Origin of the sequence: Microbacterium marinilacus (assembly GCF_019753765.1) — a bacterium.
Classification (GTDB): Bacteria; Actinomycetota; Actinomycetes; order Actinomycetales; family Microbacteriaceae; genus Microbacterium; species Microbacterium marinilacus.
This window is the reverse complement of the sequence record NZ_JAIJZW010000003.1, coordinates 398,727-417,787: the sequence shown is the minus strand read 5'-3', so window position 1 is coordinate 417,787 and position 19,061 is coordinate 398,727. Positions and strand designations below refer to the sequence as shown.

At 70.8% G+C, this 19,061-nt stretch carries 18 protein-coding genes and 1 tRNA gene; 10 read left to right on the top strand and 9 right to left on the bottom strand.

All coding sequences use genetic code 11. The features are described 5' to 3' along the window. Positions 1–208: 208 nt before the first annotated feature. Positions 209–292, bottom strand: a tRNA-Leu gene (locus K5S26_RS07655). A gap of 165 nt (positions 293–457) precedes the next feature. Here K5S26_RS07655 and K5S26_RS07650 point away from each other — a divergent pair. Genes K5S26_RS07650 through pknB form a run of 7 tightly spaced genes read left to right on the top strand, consistent with a single transcriptional unit; the run spans position 458 to position 9,513 of the window. Then, on the top strand, positions 458–1,189 hold the full coding sequence (locus K5S26_RS07650; RefSeq protein WP_221857371.1) for an FHA domain-containing protein: 732 nt from the start codon (positions 458–460) through the stop codon (positions 1,187–1,189). Further along, entirely contained in the window at positions 1,186–1,713 is a 528-nt protein-coding gene (locus tag K5S26_RS07645) for an FHA domain-containing protein FhaB/FipA (protein WP_221857370.1), read from the top strand. The genes K5S26_RS07650 and K5S26_RS07645 overlap by 4 nt, the downstream gene beginning before the upstream one ends. 12 nt (positions 1,714–1,725) lie before the next feature. Further along, the gene (locus K5S26_RS07640) at positions 1,726–3,048 is read left to right on the top strand and encodes a PP2C family protein-serine/threonine phosphatase (RefSeq protein WP_221857369.1); all 1,323 of its coding nucleotides are present in this window, start codon (positions 1,726–1,728) and stop codon (positions 3,046–3,048) included. Next, positions 3,045–4,433 carry an FtsW/RodA/SpoVE family cell cycle protein gene (locus tag K5S26_RS07635; protein WP_221857368.1) on the top strand — a complete coding sequence of 463 codons (1,389 nt, stop codon included), beginning with the start codon at positions 3,045–3,047 and terminating at the stop codon, positions 4,431–4,433. Before K5S26_RS07640 ends, K5S26_RS07635 begins: the two co-directional genes overlap by 4 nt. Continuing rightward, positions 4,430–5,890, top strand: coding sequence for a peptidoglycan D,D-transpeptidase FtsI family protein (locus tag K5S26_RS07630; RefSeq protein ID WP_221857367.1), 1,461 nt, complete (start codon positions 4,430–4,432; stop codon positions 5,888–5,890). Before K5S26_RS07635 ends, K5S26_RS07630 begins: the two co-directional genes overlap by 4 nt. Next, positions 5,887–7,695 carry a serine/threonine-protein kinase gene (locus K5S26_RS07625; RefSeq protein WP_221857366.1) on the top strand — a complete coding sequence of 603 codons (1,809 nt, stop codon included), beginning with the start codon at positions 5,887–5,889 and terminating at the stop codon, positions 7,693–7,695. Before K5S26_RS07630 ends, K5S26_RS07625 begins: the two co-directional genes overlap by 4 nt. Before the next feature lie 57 nt (positions 7,696–7,752). Beyond that, positions 7,753–9,513 (top strand): Stk1 family PASTA domain-containing Ser/Thr kinase, encoded by a 1,761-nt coding sequence (gene pknB / locus K5S26_RS07620; protein WP_221857365.1) that lies wholly within the window; start codon positions 7,753–7,755, stop codon positions 9,511–9,513. Between the two features lie 17 nt (positions 9,514–9,530). Here the strand turns inward: pknB and K5S26_RS07615 are convergent, their stop codons facing one another. Further along, the gene (locus K5S26_RS07615) at positions 9,531–9,686 is read right to left on the bottom strand and encodes a hypothetical protein (RefSeq protein ID WP_221857364.1); all 156 of its coding nucleotides are present in this window, start codon (positions 9,684–9,686) and stop codon (positions 9,531–9,533) included. Continuing rightward, the gene (locus K5S26_RS07610; protein WP_221857363.1) at positions 9,686–10,459 is read right to left on the bottom strand and encodes a class E sortase; all 774 of its coding nucleotides are present in this window, start codon (positions 10,457–10,459) and stop codon (positions 9,686–9,688) included. Before K5S26_RS07610 ends, K5S26_RS07615 begins: the two co-directional genes overlap by 1 nt. Positions 10,460–10,494: 35 nt before the next feature. Between K5S26_RS07610 and K5S26_RS07605 the strand changes: the two genes are divergently transcribed. Beyond that, complete coding sequence (locus K5S26_RS07605) at positions 10,495–10,746, top strand: cell division protein CrgA (RefSeq protein ID WP_221857362.1); 252 nt, start codon at positions 10,495–10,497, stop codon at positions 10,744–10,746. 166 nt (positions 10,747–10,912) lie between these two features. Here K5S26_RS07605 and K5S26_RS07600 read toward each other — a convergent pair whose 3' ends face one another. After that, positions 10,913–11,800: a rhomboid family intramembrane serine protease gene (locus tag K5S26_RS07600; RefSeq protein ID WP_221857361.1), complete on the bottom strand. Its 888-nt coding sequence runs from the start codon at positions 11,798–11,800 to the stop codon at positions 10,913–10,915. A 28-nt stretch (positions 11,801–11,828) separates the two neighbouring features. Then, on the bottom strand, positions 11,829–12,386 hold the full coding sequence (locus tag K5S26_RS07595; protein WP_221857360.1) for a peptidylprolyl isomerase: 558 nt from the start codon (positions 12,384–12,386) through the stop codon (positions 11,829–11,831). Between the two features lie 95 nt (positions 12,387–12,481). On the opposite strand from K5S26_RS07595, the gene K5S26_RS07590 reads away from it, so the two are divergent. After that, on the top strand, positions 12,482–13,006 hold the full coding sequence (locus tag K5S26_RS07590) for a DNA helicase (RefSeq protein ID WP_221857359.1): 525 nt from the start codon (positions 12,482–12,484) through the stop codon (positions 13,004–13,006). A gap of 70 nt (positions 13,007–13,076) precedes the next feature. Continuing rightward, on the top strand, positions 13,077–13,586 hold the full coding sequence (locus K5S26_RS07585) for an aminoacyl-tRNA deacylase (protein WP_308122828.1): 510 nt from the start codon (positions 13,077–13,079) through the stop codon (positions 13,584–13,586). 10 nt (positions 13,587–13,596) lie between these two features. Here the strand turns inward: K5S26_RS07585 and K5S26_RS07580 are convergent, their stop codons facing one another. Genes K5S26_RS07580 through K5S26_RS07565 form a run of 4 tightly spaced genes read right to left on the bottom strand, consistent with a single transcriptional unit; the run spans position 13,597 to position 19,019 of the window. Continuing rightward, positions 13,597–15,336 carry a dipeptide ABC transporter ATP-binding protein gene (locus K5S26_RS07580; RefSeq protein ID WP_221857357.1) on the bottom strand — a complete coding sequence of 580 codons (1,740 nt, stop codon included), beginning with the start codon at positions 15,334–15,336 and terminating at the stop codon, positions 13,597–13,599. Further along, complete coding sequence (locus tag K5S26_RS07575) at positions 15,333–16,211, bottom strand: ABC transporter permease (protein WP_221857356.1); 879 nt, start codon at positions 16,209–16,211, stop codon at positions 15,333–15,335. The genes K5S26_RS07580 and K5S26_RS07575 overlap by 4 nt, the downstream gene beginning before the upstream one ends. Further along, the gene (locus tag K5S26_RS07570) at positions 16,198–17,247 is read right to left on the bottom strand and encodes an ABC transporter permease (protein ID WP_221857355.1); all 1,050 of its coding nucleotides are present in this window, start codon (positions 17,245–17,247) and stop codon (positions 16,198–16,200) included. The genes K5S26_RS07575 and K5S26_RS07570 overlap by 14 nt, the downstream gene beginning before the upstream one ends. Further along, positions 17,244–19,019, bottom strand: coding sequence for an ABC transporter substrate-binding protein (locus K5S26_RS07565; RefSeq protein ID WP_221857354.1), 1,776 nt, complete (start codon positions 19,017–19,019; stop codon positions 17,244–17,246). Before K5S26_RS07565 ends, K5S26_RS07570 begins: the two co-directional genes overlap by 4 nt. Between the last annotated feature and the right edge of the window lie 42 nt (positions 19,020–19,061).

Here is a 19,061-nt window from a genome sequence, read left to right as displayed (position 1 = left end):
CGCGCAGCCGACACGAACCGAACAGACGAACGAGAACCCCGCAAGGGGCTACTCGTCGTTCACGGGGAAGGTGATCTGAGTAGCAGCGCGGGTGCTGACGGATACTCCGGGGAGCAAAACGAAGCGGCGGCCGCCCCGATCTCTCGAGACGAGCCGCCGCCCGTGTATTTCATGAAGTGAACCGGGGTGAAAACCTGAAACACCCCTGTGCGCGAGGGGGGACTTGAACCCCCACGCCCTTGCGGGCACTGGCACCTGAAGCCAGCGCGTCTACCTATTCCGCCACTCGCGCGTCGCCGGATCGCGATTGACCCAACTTCGCGAGTTTATCACGCTATCGAGGCCTCATCGAACCCCGCGCAGCCCCGCTCGGGAGCGCCCGGCGGACCCGTCGTCCACCGGCGTCCAGGCTTGCTGGCTACGATGTGCCTACCGGTCGGCCGGACTGAGGAGACCCGTGGGACTACTGGACAGCTTCGAGCAAGGTCTCGAGCGCGCCGTCAATCGCGCGTTCGCGAAGACCTTCCGCAGCGGCATTCAGCCTGTCGAGATCGCCTCAGCGCTGCGCCGCGAGCTCGACACGAAGGCGGCTGTCGTCACGCGTGACCGCATCCTCGTACCGAACGAGCTCACGGTCACGCTGAGCCCCGCCGACCAGGAGCGGATGCGGGCCCTCGGGTCGGCGCTCGTCACCGAGCTCGACACCATGCTGCGCGCCCACGCCTCGTCGCAGGGCTACAGCTTCGCGGGGCCGCTGCGCATCGACCTGCGCGCAGACGACGACATCACCACCGGCACCGTCTCGGTCGACTCGTCGACCGCCGAGGGCCGTGTGGAGTGGCGAGCGGTCGTGGACGTCGCCGGCCGCCGTCACCCGCTCGTGAAGGCGCGCACGGTGATCGGCCGCGGCAGCGACGCCGACATCACGGTCGACGACGCCGGCACCAGCCGCGCGCACGTCGAGGTGCTGTGGGACGGCGAGCGCGCCATGATGCGCGACCTCGGCTCCACCAACGGATCGAAGCTCGACGGCGCGCCCACCAAGCAGGCGGGGCTGAGCGACGGGCAGACCATCACGATCGGACGCACCGACATCGTCTTCCACGTCGTGCCGCTCGCCGCGCCCTCCGGGCCGGAGGCGCGCACCACCGCCACACGCATGCTGCCGCAGGACGGGGGCTGGTCGTGAGCGAACTGACCCTGCTGATCCTGCAGGTGGGATTCCTGCTGCTGCTGTGGCTGTTCGTCTTCGCCGTCGTGTTCGCCCTGCGCTCCGACGTGTTCGGCGTGCGGGTGCGGCGCATGCCCGAGACCAAGGGCGCACGCGGCTCGGCCAAAGCGGCCGCCGCGCCGGCGCCCGCCGCCCGCCCCGCGCCCGCTCCGAGCGCCGCGCCGGCGGGCCCCGCGACGACCACCACGGCCAGCCGCATCGTCATCACCTCGGGCCCGAAGGCCGGTCTCGAGCTGCCGCTCGGCACCGACTCGCTCACCATCGGACGCTCGAGCGAGGCGGGCCTGGTGATCCGTGACGACTACACGTCGAGCCAGCACGCACGTCTCGTGCTGTGGGGCGAGCAGTGGATGCTGCAGGACCTCGGCTCGACCAACGGCACCTTCCACGACGACGTGCGGGTGTCGCCGAACTCCCCCGTCGCCGTGCAGACGTCCACGCCGATCAAGGTCGGCGCGACGACCTTCGAGCTTCGGAAGTAAGCCCCCGACGTCATGTTCGTGGGATCGAGTGCCGCCATCTCCCATACCGGGAAGGTGCGGTCGAACAACCAGGACTCGGGCTACGCCGGCTCGAACCTGTTCGTCGTGGCCGACGGCATGGGCGGCCACGCGGGCGGCGACGTCGCCTCCAGCGTCGCCGTGAACACGCTGCAGGAGCTCGACCACGTCTACCCCTCCCCGGAGGACGCGGAGACCACGCTGCGCGAGACGATCAGCTCGACGGCGGGCGACCTGATCCAGCTCGTGGGGCGACGTCCCGAGCTCGCGGGCCTCGGGACCACCGTCAGCGCGATCGCGATGGTGGACGAGTACGCCGTCATCGCCCACATCGGCGACTCGCGGATCTACCTGTGGCGCGACGGCGCGCTCACCCAGATCACGACCGACCACACGTTCGTGCAGCGCCTGGTCGACTCGGGCCGCATCACGCCGGAGGAGGCCCGGTACCACCCTCGCCGCTCCGTGCTGATGCGCGTGCTGGGCGACATGGATCCCGACCCCGAGATCGACACGTTCATCATGCCGACGCGTCCCGGGGACCGCTGGCTGCTGTGCTCCGACGGCCTCAGCGGCGTCGTCGACGAGACCCACATCCAGAAGGCGCTCAAGCTGGGGCTGCCCCCCGGGCGCACCGCGGACATCCTGCTGAAGTACGCCCTGGACGGCGGCGCCCCCGACAACGTCACGATCGTCATGGTCGACGTGGGCGGGCAGCATCCCCTCGTGAGCGGCACGGCGACCATCGTGGGCTCGGCGTCCAACCCCCAGGGCGTCAAGGTGCCCGCCATCACCGGGCGCGCCCTGCTGTCGGCGGGCTGGTTGCACCCCGGCCGCCAGGCGGCCAACGAGCCCACCCACTTCGAGCCGGAGCCCGAATATCTCGAGGAGCTGATCCAAGAGGACCGGCGGCGCGCAGGCCGACGGCGGGTCGGCTGGATCGCCATGCTCGTGCTCGTGCTGGCGGTCGTCGCGGCGGGCTTCGCGGTGTTCTACAACTGGACGCAGACGCGGTACTACGTCGGAGCCGACGACGACAGCGTCGTGATCTACCAGGGCATCCAGCAGTCGGTGGGGCCGGTCACGTTCTCGTCGGTGCACCAGGACACGGGCATCCTGCTCGCCGACCTGTCGACCTACTATCGCGGTCAGGTGGAGCGCACGATCAGCGCCCGCTCGCTCTCGGACGCCGAGGCGATCGTCGACCGGCTGAGCGCGATGGTCTCGCCGAGCGAGGCCGACGAGCCCGACCCCGCCGAGAGTCCGACGCCGACCGGCACGCCCACACCCGAGGCCACCGAGGGAGGGGGCGAATGACCGACGTCGCCGCCGACACCGCCGTGCTGAAGGCCCTGCGAAAGGTGCGCCAGCCGCAGCCGCTGCGCAACCGCGAGCTGGGCCTGCTGCTGTTCGCGATCGCCGTGAGCATGGGCGCGCTCGTGCTGTCGCAGCTCGGCCAGCTGGGGCGGATCGACGCGGGAGTGCTGATCGCCGAGGGCGTGCTCGCCGTCCTGGTGCTCGCCCTGCACGTCGTGCTGCGCCTGCGCGCGCCACAGGCCGACCCGTTCGTCGTGCCCATCGCCACGCTGCTGACGGGCCTCGGGATCGCCATGATCTACCGCCTGGGGCTCTCCCTGGACGAGTGCGTGGGCGGCGCGCGCTGCGTGGACCCCGCCGGCGGCACGAAGCAGATGATCTACACCGGCATCTCCGTCGTGGCCGCCGCCGCGCTCGTGTGGGCGCTCGGCAACTACCGGGTGCTGTTCCGCTACACCTACATCTTCGGCTTCACCGGCGTGCTGCTGCTCGTGCTGCCGTTCATCCCGTTCCTCAACGGCGGCGGCAACGCCGCCGTGTGGATCTCCATCGGCGGCATCAACTTCCAGCCCGGCGAGATCGCCAAGATCTGCCTCGCGATCTTCTTCGCGGGCTACCTCGTGCGCACCCGCGAGAGCCTGACGTCGACCGGGCGGCGGTTCCTCGGATTCACGTTCCCCCGCGCCCGCGAGTTCGGCCCGCTGCTGGTCATCTGGCTGGTGTCGATGGTCATCATCGTGCTCCAGCGCGACCTGGGCACCGGGCTGCTGATCTTCGGCATGTTCGTGGCCACGCTGTACGTCGCCACGGGCAAGACGGGCTGGGTGCTGATCGGTGTGCTGCTCGCCGTCGGCGGCGCGGTCGCCGCGTCGTACGTGCTGCCCTATGTGCGCGGCCGGTTCGACGCGTGGCTCGGCGCCTTCGACCCGGACCTGTACGACGGCACCAGCTTCCAGCTCGTCAACGGCATCTTCGGCCTCGCGCACGGGGGGCTGCTGGGCACCGGCTGGGGCCTCGGACGTCCCTACCTGACCCCGGTGTCGCAGAGCGACTACATCATCCCGAGCCTCGGCGAGGAGATCGGCCTCGTCGGCGTCTTCGCGGTGCTGTGCCTGTACCTCGTGTTCGTCGCGCGCGGCCTGCGCATCGGCATGGCCGGGCAGGACGACTTCGGCCGGCTGCTCGCGGTGGCGCTGTCGTTCACGCTCGCGCTGCAGGTGTTCATCATGGTCGGCGGCGTGACCCGGCTGATCCCGCTGACCGGCCTGACGACGCCGTTCCTGGCGGCGGGCGGGTCTTCCCTGCTGGCCAACTGGTTCATCGTGGCCATCATCCTCCGCATCAGCGACGCGGTGCGCCAGCAGCCCAGGGCGGTGATCGGATGACCAAGGAGCTGCGCAGGCTCAGCATCATCGTGCTGTTCATGTTCCTGGCGCTGTTCGCCTCGACGAGCGTCATCCAGGTGCTGCAGGCGAACACACTGGCGGACATGCCGCAGAACCGCCGCACCCTGTTCGACAGCTACGAGACGCAGCGCGGCGCCATCGTCGCCGGCGACAGCGAGATCGCGACGTCGGTGCCGAGCGAGGACCTGTACGCGTGGCAGCGCGAGTACCTCGACTCGCCCATGTGGTCGCACATCACCGGCTACCTGAACCCCGTGCTGCAGTCGGCCGACGGCATCGAGCGCGTGATGGGACAGGAGCTCGCGGGCACCGCGGGCTCGGCGTTCTTCTCCCGGCTCGACCAGATCGTCACGGGGCAGCCGCCCCGCGGGTCGAACGTGATGCTCAGCCTGGATCCGGCCGTGCAGCAGGCCGCCTACGACGCCCTCGCCGGCCTGACGGGCGCCGTGCTCGCGATCGAGCCCGACACCGGACGCATCCTGGCGATGGTCTCGACGCCCGGCTACGACGCCAACTCGCTCGCGCAGCACGACAGCGAGGGGACCAACACCGCGTACGACGGTCTGCTGGCCGACGCCTCGCAGCCGCTGCAGAACCGGGCGATCGCCGGCGACCTGAACCCGCCGGGATCCACCTTCAAGGTGGTCGTCGCCGCGGCCGCGCTGGCCTCCGGCGACTACGACGAGGACTCCGAGCTGCCGAACCCGTCGAGCTACCGGCTGCCGCAGTCCTCGAACACGGTCCACAACGCCAACGGCGGCACCTGCGGCGGCGGCGACACCGTGTCGATCGCCGACGCCCTGCGCCTGAGCTGCAACGTGCCGTTCGCCGAGCTGGCGGTCGAGCTGGGAGACGAGCCCATCCGCGAGATGGCCGAGCGCTTCGGCTTCAACCACGAGTTCTCGACGCCGCTGGCCGCGACGCCGTCGAGCTACCCCGACGTGCTCGACTCGGACGCGCAGGTCGCGCTGACCGGCTTCGGCCAGGGCCAGCTCACGGCGACGCCCCTGCAGATCGCGATGGTCTCCGCCGGCATCGCCAACGGCGGCACGGTCATGAACCCGTACATGGTGGACGAGATCGTCGGTGTCGACCTGTCGGTGCAGCAGAGCTTCTCGCCGTCCGAGTTCGGTCAGGCCGTCGACGCCGACCTGGCCGAGCTGCTCACGTCCATGATGGTGGCGAACGTCCAGGATGGCGCCGCATCGGGTGCAAGAATAGACGGCGTCGATGTGGCCGGGAAGACGGGCACCGCGGAGAACGGCGGCGACGAGCCGTACACGCTCTGGTTCACCGGATTCGCGCCGGCAGATGACCCCGAGATCGCCGTCGCCGTGGTCGTCGAAGACGGTGGCGGACAGGGTCAGTCGGGCAGCGGGAACACGATCGCGGCGCCGATCGCGAAGAAGGTCATGGAGGCGGTGCTGAGCAGATGAGGCCAACACAGGGTGTGTCTTTCGGTGGCCGCTACGAGCTGAACTCGCGGATCGCGATCGGCGGCATGGGCGAGGTGTGGGAGGCGACCGACCACGTCATCGGTCGTACCGTCGCCATCAAGATCCTCAAGGACGAGTACATGGGGGATCCGGGCTTCCTGGAGCGCTTCCGTGCCGAGGCCCGCCACGCCGCGCTCGTCAACCACGAGGGCATCGCGAGCGTCTTCGACTACGGCGAGGAGAACGGCTCCGCGTTCCTCGTGATGGAGCTCGTGCCCGGCGAGGCGCTGTCGACGATCCTCGAGCGCGAGAACAAGCTCTCGCCCGAGCGCACGCTCGACATCGTGGCGCAGACCGCCTCGGCGCTGCAGGCCGCTCACGCCGCCGGTCTCGTGCACCGCGACATCAAGCCCGGCAACCTGCTCATCACGCCCGACGGCCGCGTCAAGATCACCGACTTCGGCATCGCGCGCATCGCCGACCAGGTGCCGCTGACCGCCACCGGCCAGGTGATGGGCACCGTGCAGTACCTGTCGCCCGAGCAGGCGTCGGGGCACCCGGCCTCTCCGGCGACCGACATCTACTCGCTCGGCATCGTCGCGTACGAGAGCCTGGCCGGCCGCCGGCCGTTCACGGGCGAGTCGCAGGTCGCGATCGCGATGGCGCAGATCAACGAGCAGCCGCCGCCGCTGCCGGACGACGTGCCGGAGCCCGTGCGCAACCTCGTGCTCGCGATGATCGCGAAGAAGACCGAGGACCGTCCGGCGTCCGCCGCCGTGGTCGCGCGCGCCGCGAACGCCCTGCGTCGCGGCGACGTCGCGGCGGCGGCCGCAGCGGTCCCTGCCATCGCCGCCGGCACCGCCCTGTCGGGCGACGACGAGTTCACGAAGCTGCTCTCCTCGGGATCGGACAGCGCCACCCGCATCCTGCCGCGCACCACGCCCGTGCCGGTCGACGGCGCGTCCGCCGCCGAGCAGCCCAAGGACAAGAAGAAGAAGCGCAGCCCGTGGACGTGGCCGCTCGTGGCGCTGGTCGTGCTGCTGCTCGTCGTGCTCGGCGGGACCGTGGTCGCCCTGTTCGGCGACGACCTGTTCGGGCCCGGAGAGGAGACGCCGTCGTCGGCGCCGCCGAGCTCCGCGAGGCCGTCGGCCTCCGAGACCCCGAGCGAGTCGCCCGAGCCCTCGCCGTCGGCGACGGCCGTGAACATCGACGAGCTCCGCCTGACCGGCCGCACGTGCGACGACGCCCTCGCGACGCTGACCGCCGCGGGCGAGTTCAGCTGGACGTGCGAGGCCGGCAGCCAGGCCCCCGACCTCACGCAGGAGGGCCTCGTCTACCAGGTCAGCCCGCGCGGCTTCGTGCCGGAGGGCCGCGAGATCTCGGCGCAGTACTACGACGCGGTGCCCGAGTTCGAGGCGCCGAGCGCGGCGCCGACGTTCACACGTAGCGATCAGCCCGTGTCGGAGGCGCGCCCGGGGCAGCGGAACACGCTCAGCTGGCCGGCCTATACCTGCCCAGATGCGGCCCCGAACCTCATCGGCTACACCGTCACGGTCGAGAACGCGACCTTCGAGCAAGGCGGTGGCACGACGCTCACGACGGGTGCTTCGACCACACGCACCGTGATCATCACGGATGCTTCCGCGGGCTCAGAGGCGACTGCGGCATACGCCGCTCTGTGCGGCATCGACGGCGCCGACCCTCGCACGTCCGCGTCGTCCGCGTCCACGTCGGTGCCGATCGTCGCCGCGACGCCCGAGACGGAGTCGCCCGACGCGGGCAGCAGCGACGGGGGCAACGACTGACGGCCGCGGGGAGCATCCGCTCCCGCCGACCGCGCCGTTGATCCGGGGGGATGAGGGATGACCGACGAGTCGCACACCGATGACGCGCTTCGCGAGAGCGATCGCGCCGTCGACGCGCGCGTGCTCGCCGGGCGCTACCGCGTCGGCGAGCTGATCGGCCGCGGCGGCATGGCGAGCGTCTACCGCGGCTACGATCAGACCCTCGGGCGCGACGTCGCGATCAAGATCCTCAAGCGAGACCTGGCGGGCGACACCGGCTTCCGCACGCGGTTCCGCCTCGAGGCCCAGGCCGCGTCCCGCATGGCGAACCAGGCCATCGTGCGCGTGTTCGACGCGGGCGAGGACGTCGCCGCCGACGCCAACGGCGAGCGGCCCATCCCCTTCATCGTGATGGAGCTCGTGCACGGCACGCTGCTGAAGGAGATCATCGCCCGCGGCCCCGTGCCCCCCGCCGACGCGGTGCGCTACGTCGACGGCATCCTCGAGGCGCTGGAGTACTCGCACCGCGCGGGGGTCGTCCACCGCGACATCAAGCCGGGCAACGTCATGGTCACCGACGCCGGGCAGGTGAAGGTGATGGACTTCGGGATCGCCCGGGCCGTGTCCGACACCTCGTCGACGGTCGCCGAGACCACCACGATCCTCGGCACGGCCGCCTACTTCTCCCCCGAGCAGGCGAAGGGCGAGCCGGTCGACGCGCGCGCCGACGTCTACTCCACGGGCATCGTGCTCTACGAGTTGCTCACCGGGCGCCCGCCGTTCCGCGGCGACTCGCCGGTCGCGGTCGCGTACCAGCACGTCAGCGAGAAGCCCGGCACGCCCTCGGAGGTCAACGAGAGCTCCCCCAAGGCCTTCGATCCGGTCGTGCTGCGCGCGCTCGCGAAGGACCCCTACCAGCGCTTCCCGGATGCGGCGTCCTTCCGCACCGCCCTCGACGCGGCCTCGGACGGCAAGGCCCCGTCGAAGCGCGAGCTCGGCGCGCTGACGAGCGAGCTGTACGGCGCGAATCCCCGCCAGGCGGCGGAGACCGCCCGATCGCTGCGGCAGCTCTCCACCGACAACAGCACCCCGCGCACGCAGTCCGGGCCGCCGGTGGCGTGGATCTGGGCGGGCGTCGCCCTGCTGGCGGTGCTCGTCGCGTCGGTGCTGTTCTGGGTCGTGTCGATCCCCCGCCCCAGCGGGGTCCCCGATACCGCGCGGATCGTGCCCGACGTGTCGGGGATGACGTACGAGCGCGCGGTGGAGGATCTGGAGTCCGAGGATCTCGTCGCCGATCAGGAGGGCGAGCCGAGCGACACCGTCGAGGAGGGCGTCGTGATCCGCACCGAGCCCGCCTCCGGCGAGTCGGTGACGCCCGACAGCGAGGTGACGGTCATCGTCTCGGAGGGCGTCGAGACGATCGAGGTGCCCCAGCTGGAGGGCCTCAAGGAGCAGGACGCACGGACCGCGATCGACGAGGCGGATCTCGTGCTCGGCTCGATCACGCCGGTGAACGATGCAAGCCTCGAGAGCGGGATGGTGATGTCGGCACAGGTCGACGGCGACGACGTGAGCGAGGGCGACGAGGTCGCGAAGGGGTCGACGGTGAACCTGACGGTGGCGTCCGGACGCGTGACGATCACCGACACGCAGGGCTTCACGCTCGATGCCGCGACGCAGCAGCTCGAGAACCAGGGGCTCACCGTCGACGTGGAGGAGGACGACGGCTGCCGCGCCTCCGATCCTCGGACGGTCTCGCAGCAGGTGCAGGTCGGCGACGTCCCGGTCCACTCGACCGTCACTCTGCGCGTCTGCGCGGGCGACGGCAGCGGCGACTGACGCAGGCCGTCCCGGCCCTACTGCACGGTGACCTCGTCGGGGACGAACGTCATCGCCACCCACGGGTACACGTACACGAACAGCCAGTAGAGGACGGCCGCGAGCATCGCGAGCAGGATCAGCATGCGCAGCCACCACGGACCGGGCAGCAGCCGCCAGAGCGCCGCGTACATCAGATCAGCTCCTCGGTCAGGGCGGGCGGGGCCGCGTCGGCGGCGCGCGGCAGGAACGACTCGAAGACGCCGTACGCGACGATGCGCTCGGCGAGCGAGAAGCGCGGCGAGCAGCTGGTCATCGTGATGTAGCGCTCCCCCGGCTCGACGTCGGGCGCCTGCGGCACGTCCGCCAGCACCTCGTACTCGTCCGGCTGCACGTACTCGAGGGTGCGGAAGCGGTAGGTGTACCAGCCGGCCTCCGTCTCGATCACGATCGGATCGCCGACCCGCAGGTTCTGCAGGTCGGCGAAGGGCTTGCCGAAGGTGGTGCGGTGAGCGGCGAGGCCGAAGTTGCCGACCTCGCCGGGCATCTCGGTGTCGAGGTAGTGGCCGACGCCGATCGTGTCGAGCGTGCCGGCGCGCGTGACCCCTCCGGCGATGGGCACCCGGTAGTCCGAGCCCCACCGCGGCACGTAGAGGTTGCCGAACACCTCGCGATCCGCCGGCTGCGGCAGCACGACGGGCTCGGCCTCGCCGTCCTCCGGCTCGGGCGCCGGCTCGATCGGCGCCGTCGCCCACTCCCGCGACAGCTCCTGGGCCTGGGCGCCGTGCGAGGCCCCGTACAGCACGTCGCCGATCCACAGCTGCCACGCCCCGTAGAGCAGCATCACGACCCCGAGCGTGACCAGGATCTCGCCGAGAACGCTGCCGACGGTCGCCCGGCCGCGCCGCCGGACGCGGCGCCGCTCACGCCGCGTGGTCGTGCCCGTGATGGGGGCCCCGGCAGTCACAGGACGATGCTAGCTCGGCCGGTAGGATGTCTCCCATGGCACGAGCACAGCAGCGCACGGTCGGTGACGACGACGACGCGACCCCGCGCACGACGGGGGCTCCCGCACCCAACCCGGTGTGGTTCAAGCCCGTCATGGTCGGCTTCATGCTGCTCGGCCTGGTGTGGATCCTGGTGTTCTACCTGTCGGGCATGCAGTTCCCGATCCCGGGCATCGACGCCTGGAACCTCGTGATCGGCTTCGGCATCGCGTTCATCGGCTTCCTGATGACGACGCGCTGGCGATAGCCCCCCGTCCTCGAAGAGGCCGCCCTCCGACCCGCCGGTCGAGGGCGGCCTCTTCTTCGCGGCGGCTCCGTGTGCGGCGCCCCGAGCTACGCTGCACCGGTCCGAGCCGAGAACTACACGCGTGTGATTCATCCCCAGCGGGGGATAACCCTGTGGATAACTGCGCTCAGAAGCCCTGGATGACGGGCGGAAGCGCCAGCAGTCCGATCAGCGCGACGACCACGAGCGCGACCAGCGCCACCTGCTGCCGCGTCTGCCCCGGCCTTCGCGTACGCGAGTACACGAACCCCACCGCGGTGCCCGCGATGAGCCCGCCGACATGCGCCTGCCAGGAGATGCTGCCCGGCACCAGGAAGCCGATCACGAGGTTGATGCCGAGGAGCACCAGGATGCCGGTGACGTTGCCGCCCAGCTGACGCCCGATCACCACGAGGGCGCCGAGCATGCCGAACAGGGCGCCCGAGGCCCCGACGACGGGCGTGCCGAACGCCAGCAGCGCGACGGCCACCGACCCGCCGAGGCCGCCGACCAGGTACAGGGCGAGGAAGCGCCAGGGGCCGAGCATCGGCTCGAGCAGTCGACCGATGACCCAGATCGACAGCAGGTTCAGCGCGATGTGCAGGAAGCCGCTGTGCACGAGCAACGGCGTCAGCAGCCGCCACGGCTCGAAGCCGACGCCCAGCTGCGGGTACAGCGCGGGCGCCCAGAAGGACAGGAGGCTCGACAGCGAGAAACCGGTCAGGCCGGCGAGGAGGTCGAGCAGGAACATCCCGGCGGTGATGCCGAGGATCCAGGTGGTGACGGGAGCGCGCCCCGGCACCACCGCGACGCCGCCACCGCCGCGGCCCCACCGACGATCCGCCCTCTTCTGCGCGGGCGTCCGCGCGCGCTTCTGATCGCGCAGGCACTCGGGGCAGATGACCCCGACTGCGGCCTGCGTCTGGCACTCCGGGCAGATGGTCCGCTGGCAGCGCTGGCACAGGGCGAAGCTCATCCGGTCGGGATGCCGGTAGCAGAAGTTCTCGGGGTTGCGCGAGAAGTCGGTGGTGCTCACGGACGTGGCGGCGTCGTTCCGGTCTGGCTCAGGCCGCGGCGATCTCGACCGAGTGCAGCACGACCGGCTCGATCGGGCGGTCCTGGGCGCCGGTCGGCACCTGGGCGATCGCGTCGACCACGGCCTTCGAGGCGTCGTCCACGACCTCGCCGAAGATGGTGTGCTTTCCCATCAGCCACGGCGTGGGGTCGGTCGTGATGAAGAACTGCGAGCCGTTCGTGCCGCTGAGCTTGCCCGTGATGGCGTTGGGCCGCTTGCCCGCGTTGGCCATGGCGAGCTTGTAGGGGGCGTTGAAGTCGAGCTCGGGGCTGATCTCGTCGTCGAACGTGTAACCCGGACCGCCGACGCCCTGTCCGAGCGGGTCGCCGCCCTGGATCATGAAGCCGGGGATGATGCGGTGGAAGACGACGTCCGTGTAGAGGGCGCCCTCTCCGGGCTTTCCGGTGGCCGGGTCGGTCCACGAGCCCGATCCGTCGGCGAGGCCGACGAAGTTCTTGACGGTCTTGGGGGCGTGGTCGCCGAACAGGTTGACGACGATGTCGCCGTGGTTCGTGTGCAGGGTGGCGACGGCAGTGTGCTGAGGCATGTACACATTCTTTCAGGTGTGAGCAACCCTCTGCCGCTCTCGCCGGTGTCTGGCAGGATGGGCACATACCGATCCCCGGCGATAGGGAGGGCGACGTGAGCCTCACGAAGAAGCGCAAGAAGGAACTCCGCAAGCTGCAGGACTCGGCTGCCCACCTCTGGGAGGCGCAGCAGGTTCTGGTCTCGGACGCGGCGGACGTCGCCCGCGAGGCCGGCCGACAGCTCGGCAACTTCAACCGGGAGCGGGTCGCTCCGGTCATCGACGACAAGTACCACCACTACGTCGAGCCGGTCGTCGACAGGGTCGCCCCGTACGTCGACTCGAGCCGCAAGGCCTCGAAGCAGTTCCTCGACTCGAAGGTCGTCCCCACCGTCGGCTCGGCCGTCGGCAAGGCGCTCTCGGCCTGGGACGCCGCCAACGACACGCGCATCCGCATCGCGAAGCAGCGCGCCGGCATCCCTTTCGTGGAGCCGAAGAAGAAGCGCAGCGCGGGTCCGATCATCGCGATCGTGCTCGGCGTGGCGGCGGCGGGCGCCGTGCTCTATGCGGCATGGCAGACGCTGCGCGCCGACGATGAGCTGTGGGTGGCCGACGACCCGCTGGCCTCGCCCGACGCGTAAGCGCGTCGCCCTCCGCGACCGGATTGAGCGAGGGCACGAAGTGCACGAGTCGAAATCGGAAGACGTCGATGTGGCGGCCTCCCCCTCCGGGGACGCCGCCACGCGTCGTGTCCGGGAGGCGGCCGTAGCCCGCGGGCTCGACATCGAGGTGCGCGAGTCGCCCCGGGCGTCCTCCCTCGAGGAGGCGGCCGCGCTTCGCGGCATCACTCCGTCCGACATCGTCAAGACGCTCGTGGTCAAGGGAAAGGGCGACGCGGGATACCTCTTCGCGCTGATCCCGGGAGACCGCGCGATCTCGTGGCCGAAGCTGCGCGCCCTCGTCGGCGCGAACAGGCTCCGGCTGCCCGAGCCGCACCTCGCCCTGGAGGCCACCGGCTACGAGCGCGGCACCATCACCCCCGTCGGGTCGGAGAACGACTGGCCGGTCTACGCCGACGAGCGCATGGCCGGGCGACGGGTGTCGATGGGAGCCGGCGCGCACGGCTGGTCGCTGTCCGTCGACGCCGACGCGCTGATCGCGTCGTACGGCGCGACGGTCGCCGACATCAGCGACCCCATCGAGGAGATCCGCCGACCCTGAGCCCGCGCCGCTACCGAGCGGAAGGCGGACGACGGCGCGAGGCGACCTTCGCGGGGTCGGGGTCGGGGACCGCCGCGATGAGCTCGCGCGTGTACTCGTGCTGCGGGTCGGAGAAGATCTGCTCGACGGGGCCGCTCTCGACCAGGACGCCCCGACGCATCACGCACACGTCGTCGGAGATGTACCGCACGATGTTGAGGTCGTGCCCGATGAAGAGGTACGCGACGCCCAGCTCGCGCTGCAGTCGCACGAGCAGACCGAGGATCTGGGCCTGGATCAGCACGTCGAGCGAGGACGTCGCCTCGTCGCAGATGACGAGGGCCGGCTCGAGCGCGACGGCGCGGGCGATGGCGACGCGCTGCGCCTGGCCGCCGGACATCTCGAACGGCCGACGCTGCCGGTAGGTCTCCGGGGCGAGCCCGACGAGGTCGAGCAGCTCGTCCACGCGCTCAGCGCGCTGCTTCTCCGTCATGTCGGTGTGCCCGAGGAGCGGCTCGGCGATGACGTCCGAGACCCGCCATCGCGGGTTCAGCGAGCCGAACGGGTCCTGGTAGACCATCTGCATGTTCGCGTACACGGCGTTCAGGCGTCGCCGCTTCAGCCCGACGATCTCCTGCCCGTCGAAACGGACGGTGCCCGACTTCGGCGGCTCGAGCTGGGCGACCGCCCGGGCGATCGTCGACTTGCCCGATCCGGTCTCGCCCACGATGCCGAGCGTCCGGCCCGGCATCAGGTCGAACGACACGTCGTCGACCGCGCGCAGCACGCCGTTCTTGACGTTGCCGGGGCCCCGGCTCACGTACTCCTGCACGAGGCCCCGCACCGACAGCAGCGGCTCCGCCGCGTCGGGCGACTGTGCCGCGCCGGGACGATCGGACGCCAGGGCCGCGGCACGGCGCTCGGAGGGCAGCGTGGCGAACGCCCCCAGCAGCTCCTTCGTGTACGGCTCGCGCCCGGCGTCGAACAGCTGCTCCGGCGCGACGTGCTCGATGACCGACCCCCCGCGCATGACCAGCACGTCGTCGGCGTAGCGCGCCGCGAGGGCGAGATCGTGGCTGATCAGGATGATCGCCATCCCGAGCCGGTCCTGCAGGTCGCACAGGAGCTCCATGATCCTGGCCTGCGTCGTGACGTCGAGCGCCGTGGTGGCCTCGTCGGCGATGAGCACCTTCGGATCGGCCGCGAGCGCGATCGCGATCATCACACGCTGGCGCATGCCGCCGGAGAGCTGGTGCGGGTACTCGTGGAACCGTCGGGCGGGATCGGGCAGGCGCACGAGCTCGAGCAGCTCGACGGCGCGGGTGGCGGCCGCCTTGCGGTCCATCGTGAGGTGCATGCGGAGGGCCTCGGTGATCTGCGCGCCGACGCTCATGGTGGGGTTCAGCGAGCGCGCCGGGTCCTGGAACACCATGGAGACGTCGTTGCCGCGGATGCGGCGCATCGCCCGGTCGTCCAGCCCCACGAGCTCGATGGCGCCGTCCGTGCCGTCGAGGCGCGCGGATCCGGTCACCTCGGCGCTCGGCGGCAGCAGCCCCATGAGGGCGCGGACGCCCACCGACTTGCCCGAGCCCGACTCGCCGATGATCGCGAGGGTCCGGCCGGCGTGCACGTCGTACGACAGCCCCTTCACCGCGTGCACGAGCTCACCGCGACGCGAGAACGTCACCCGCAGGTCGGACACGGACAGGACGGGAGCGGATGCGGTGGCGCCGTCCGCTGGACGCTCGGCGCTCGTCTTGAGGATCGTCATCGGGCGCTCATCTCGTCTCGCACGTTCTCTCCCAGCAGGTTGAACGACAGCACCGCCAGCAGCAGGGCCAGGCTCGGCCAGAGCACCAGCAGCGGCGTGGCCGAGAGCGACTGCTGGCCCTGGTAGATCATGTTCCCCCAGCTCGGCGCGGGGGCGGGGATGCCCATCCCGAGGAAGCTCAGGGCGCCCTCGGTGACGATCACGATGCCCATGCCCAGCAGCGCGAAGTTCAGCATCTGCGGCAGCACGTTCGGCGCGATGTGGAACAGCAGGGTGCGCCACCGCGGGCTGCCGCCGAGCTCCGCGGCCTGGACGAACGGCATCGAGGTGACCCGCAGCGTCGCCGAGCGCGCCACGCGCGCGACGCCCGGGATGCTGAAGAACGACAGGGCGAGGATCGTCGTCGACAGCGCCGGGCCGAACACCTGCGCGATCGCGATCACCAGCACCAGGGACGGGAACGCGATGAGGATGTCGAGGAAGCGCATGATGACCGTGTCGGCTCGGCCGCCGAGGAAGGCCGACAGCGAGCCGATCACCCCGCCGATGCCGACGCCGATCGCGTTCACCGCGACGGCGACGATGAGCGACGCCTGCCCGCCGTGCAGCAGGCGGGAGAGCACGTCGTTGCCGTTGACGTCGGTGCCGAGCGGATGTCCGGGGGTGCCGAGCGGCAGGGCGCTGTCGAGCACGCTGCCTCCCACCGGGGCCGGCAGGTTCAGCACGTAGGGGCCCGCGAAGCACGCGAGGAAGAGGAGGCCGATCACCGTCAGGGGCAGACCGATGACGACGCTCCGGCGCCAGCGCGCCCAGCGCGCCCCGCGCACGGGGCCGGGGGTCGGGGTGAGCAGGGTGCGGGTGTCAACGACTGCCATAGCGGATCCTCGGGTCGAGCACGGCGTACATCACGTCCACCGCGAGGTTGGCGAAGATGGCGACGGCCGCGAAGATGAACACGCAGATCTGCACGACGGCGATGTCGCGCGAGCCCACGCCCTCGAGCATCATCAGGCCGAGCCCGGGCATGACGAAGATCTGCTCGATGATGACCGTGCCGCCGACGAGCGCTCCCACGTTCAGGCCGACGATCGTCAGCAGCCCGAACGACGAGTTGCGGAACGCGTGGTTCCACAGCACCCGCCACGGGCCCGCGCCCTTCGCGCGGGCCGTGTCGATGTAGTCGGCCGACTTGATCTGCTCGACCAGGTCGCCGCGCAGGAAGCGCGCGTAGAAGCAGCCCAGGGGGATGGCCAGCGCGAGCACCGGCATGATCACCGACTGGATGTTGCGGATCGGATCGACGTCGAACGCGACGAAGCCGATGGACGGCAGCATCCGCAGCGTGACCGAGAACAGCAGCACGAGCAGCAGCGCCATGACGTAGTTCGGCACCGCGAGCAGGGTCATGGCCCCCACCATCACGGCGCGGTCGAACCAGCCGCCGGGCCGGCGCGCCGCGACGATCGCGACCGGCAGCGCGACGGCGAGCGAGACCACGAAGGCGAGCGCGACGATCTCGATCGTCACCGGCAGCCGCTCGGCCAACAGCGTGGAGACGGCGCGACCGCTGACGGAGGACGTGCCGAGGTTGCCGGTGAGGGCGCCGAACAGCCAGCCGAAGTAGCGCTCGTACCAGGGCCGGTCGAGGCCGAGCCGGCGCCGGACGGACTCGACCTCCTCGTCGGTGGCGTCCATGCCCGCCTGGTTGCGCGCCGGGTCGCCCGGCATGAGCTCCATCAGCACGAACACGAGCACGCTGACCGCGAGCAGCAGCGGGATCGCGACGAGGATGCGCCGCGCGATCAGCCGGAGCAGGGGCGAGCCGGAGGCCCGGCCGAGGAGGCTCGCGCGCTCCTCAGCCGGCGGCTGCGGCGAGCCGGTGCCCGGCTCGCCGACGGTGCTCTGCGTCACTGCTCCACCCAGACGCGGTCGTACAGCACGCCCGAGTTGACCGCGAGCGCGGGGATCGGCGTGGTCAGGCCGGGCCCGTGGACGCCCGTGCGCACCACCTGCGCCGGCGAGAAGGCCATGCCGAACGGCGCGTAGGCCTCGTCCGAGATCGTCTTGGCGATGTCGGCGTAATAGGCCTCGCGCTCGTCCTCGTCGATCGTGCCGACCGCGTCGCGCAGCATCTGGTCGAGCGGGCTCAGCAGCCCCTGCGAGATCGCGTCCTGCGCGCTGGTCGCGCCGTCCGGCAGCGGCGTGCCGCTGAACGGCGAGGTCGAGCCGAACCGCACGGCGACGCCGATGCCGGCGGCCGGCTCCCACGCCCCGGCGGTCTGCAGCATCGACTCCCACTCCCCCGACGTGAACTTCGTGATCACGTCGCCCAGCGGCTTCGCGTCGAGCGAGACGTCGATGCCGGCCTCGGCCCACTGCGTCTGCAGCGCGGTCGCGACGTTCGAGGCGACGCCCGTGTCGGTCGTGCCGAGCTCGACCGTCAGCCCGCCGAGCTCGTCCACCAGCTCGGCGGCCTTGTCCGGGTCGTACTCGCGGTAGCCCTCGACCTCCGCCTGATAGAACAGGCCGCCCGACGCGGTGAACGACTGCGTCATCTCGCCCTCGCCCTTGAACAGGCCCTCGTTGATGGAGGCGAAGTCGGTGGCGTAGTAGATCGCCTCACGCGCCTTCTTGTCGTCGAAGGGCGGCTTGCGCGTGTTGAGCTGCACCACGTAGGGCGAGGTCGGCGCCCCGAGGTACACCTCGACGGCCGGGTTGTTCTGCGCCTCGGCGATCAGCGTCGTCGAGCTCATGCCCTCGATCACGTCGCCCTGGCCCGACAGCAGGGTCTGGTACATGACCTGGTCGCCGGTGATGGCCTGGAAGGTCAGCTCGTCGAGGTACGGCAGGCCGTCCTTGAAGTAGCTGTCGTTGCGGACCAGGTGCAGACGCTCGTTCTGGCGGTTCTGCTCGACGACGAACGGCCCCGCGGCGACCGGCGTGACGCTGAACTGCTCGGCGCCGAGCTCCTCGTAGGCGGTCGGCGAGGCGATCAGGTTCATGTTCGTGCTCGGGAAGCCGTTGACGAGCGCCCCGTTGACCGTGTTGAAGTGCATCTCCAGCGTGCGGTCGTCGACCGTCCGGAGTGCGCCGAGCCGGGCGTTCACCGTGTCCTGGTCGACGTCCTCGGGCAGGGCGGCCCAGAGGCTGTCCATGAACTCGTCGCTGTGCTCCTGCGGCTCGAGCTCGAGGTTGAGGTCGAGCGTGGGAGCGCCGGTGCTGCCCGAGCTGAGCTCGCGGATCCAGTTCCACAGCACGGCCTCGGAGTCGAACGGCGTGCCGTCGCTGAACTCGAGGCCCTCGCGCAGCGTGATGGTGAGCGTCAGCCCGTCGTCCCCCCACTCGTAGCTCTCCGCCTGGTTCGGCTCGATGCGGGCGTTCGAGCCGTCGTCGTCGGCCTCCAGAGTGAACAGACCGCCGAAGATCGCCGCGTTCTGCGGCAGGTTCGCGCCGGTGGTGTTGCTGGTGGCGGGGTCGAGGCCCGTCGCCCACGCCCCGGAGTAGCCGGCGTCGAGCAGCACCGTCAGCGCTCCGCCGGTCTGCGGATCGCCGGCGTCGGTGTCGTCGTCGGGAGTGGTGCTCTGTCCGGTGCACGCCGTCAGCGCCAGGGCGGCGCCCGCGGCGAGCGCCAGCGCGCGGAGGGTGCGGCCGCGCGGCCGGGGCGCGTGTGCTGTCGTGATCATCTCGTTGCTCTCCTTTGAGCGTGAGGCATCTGAACCGGGGGG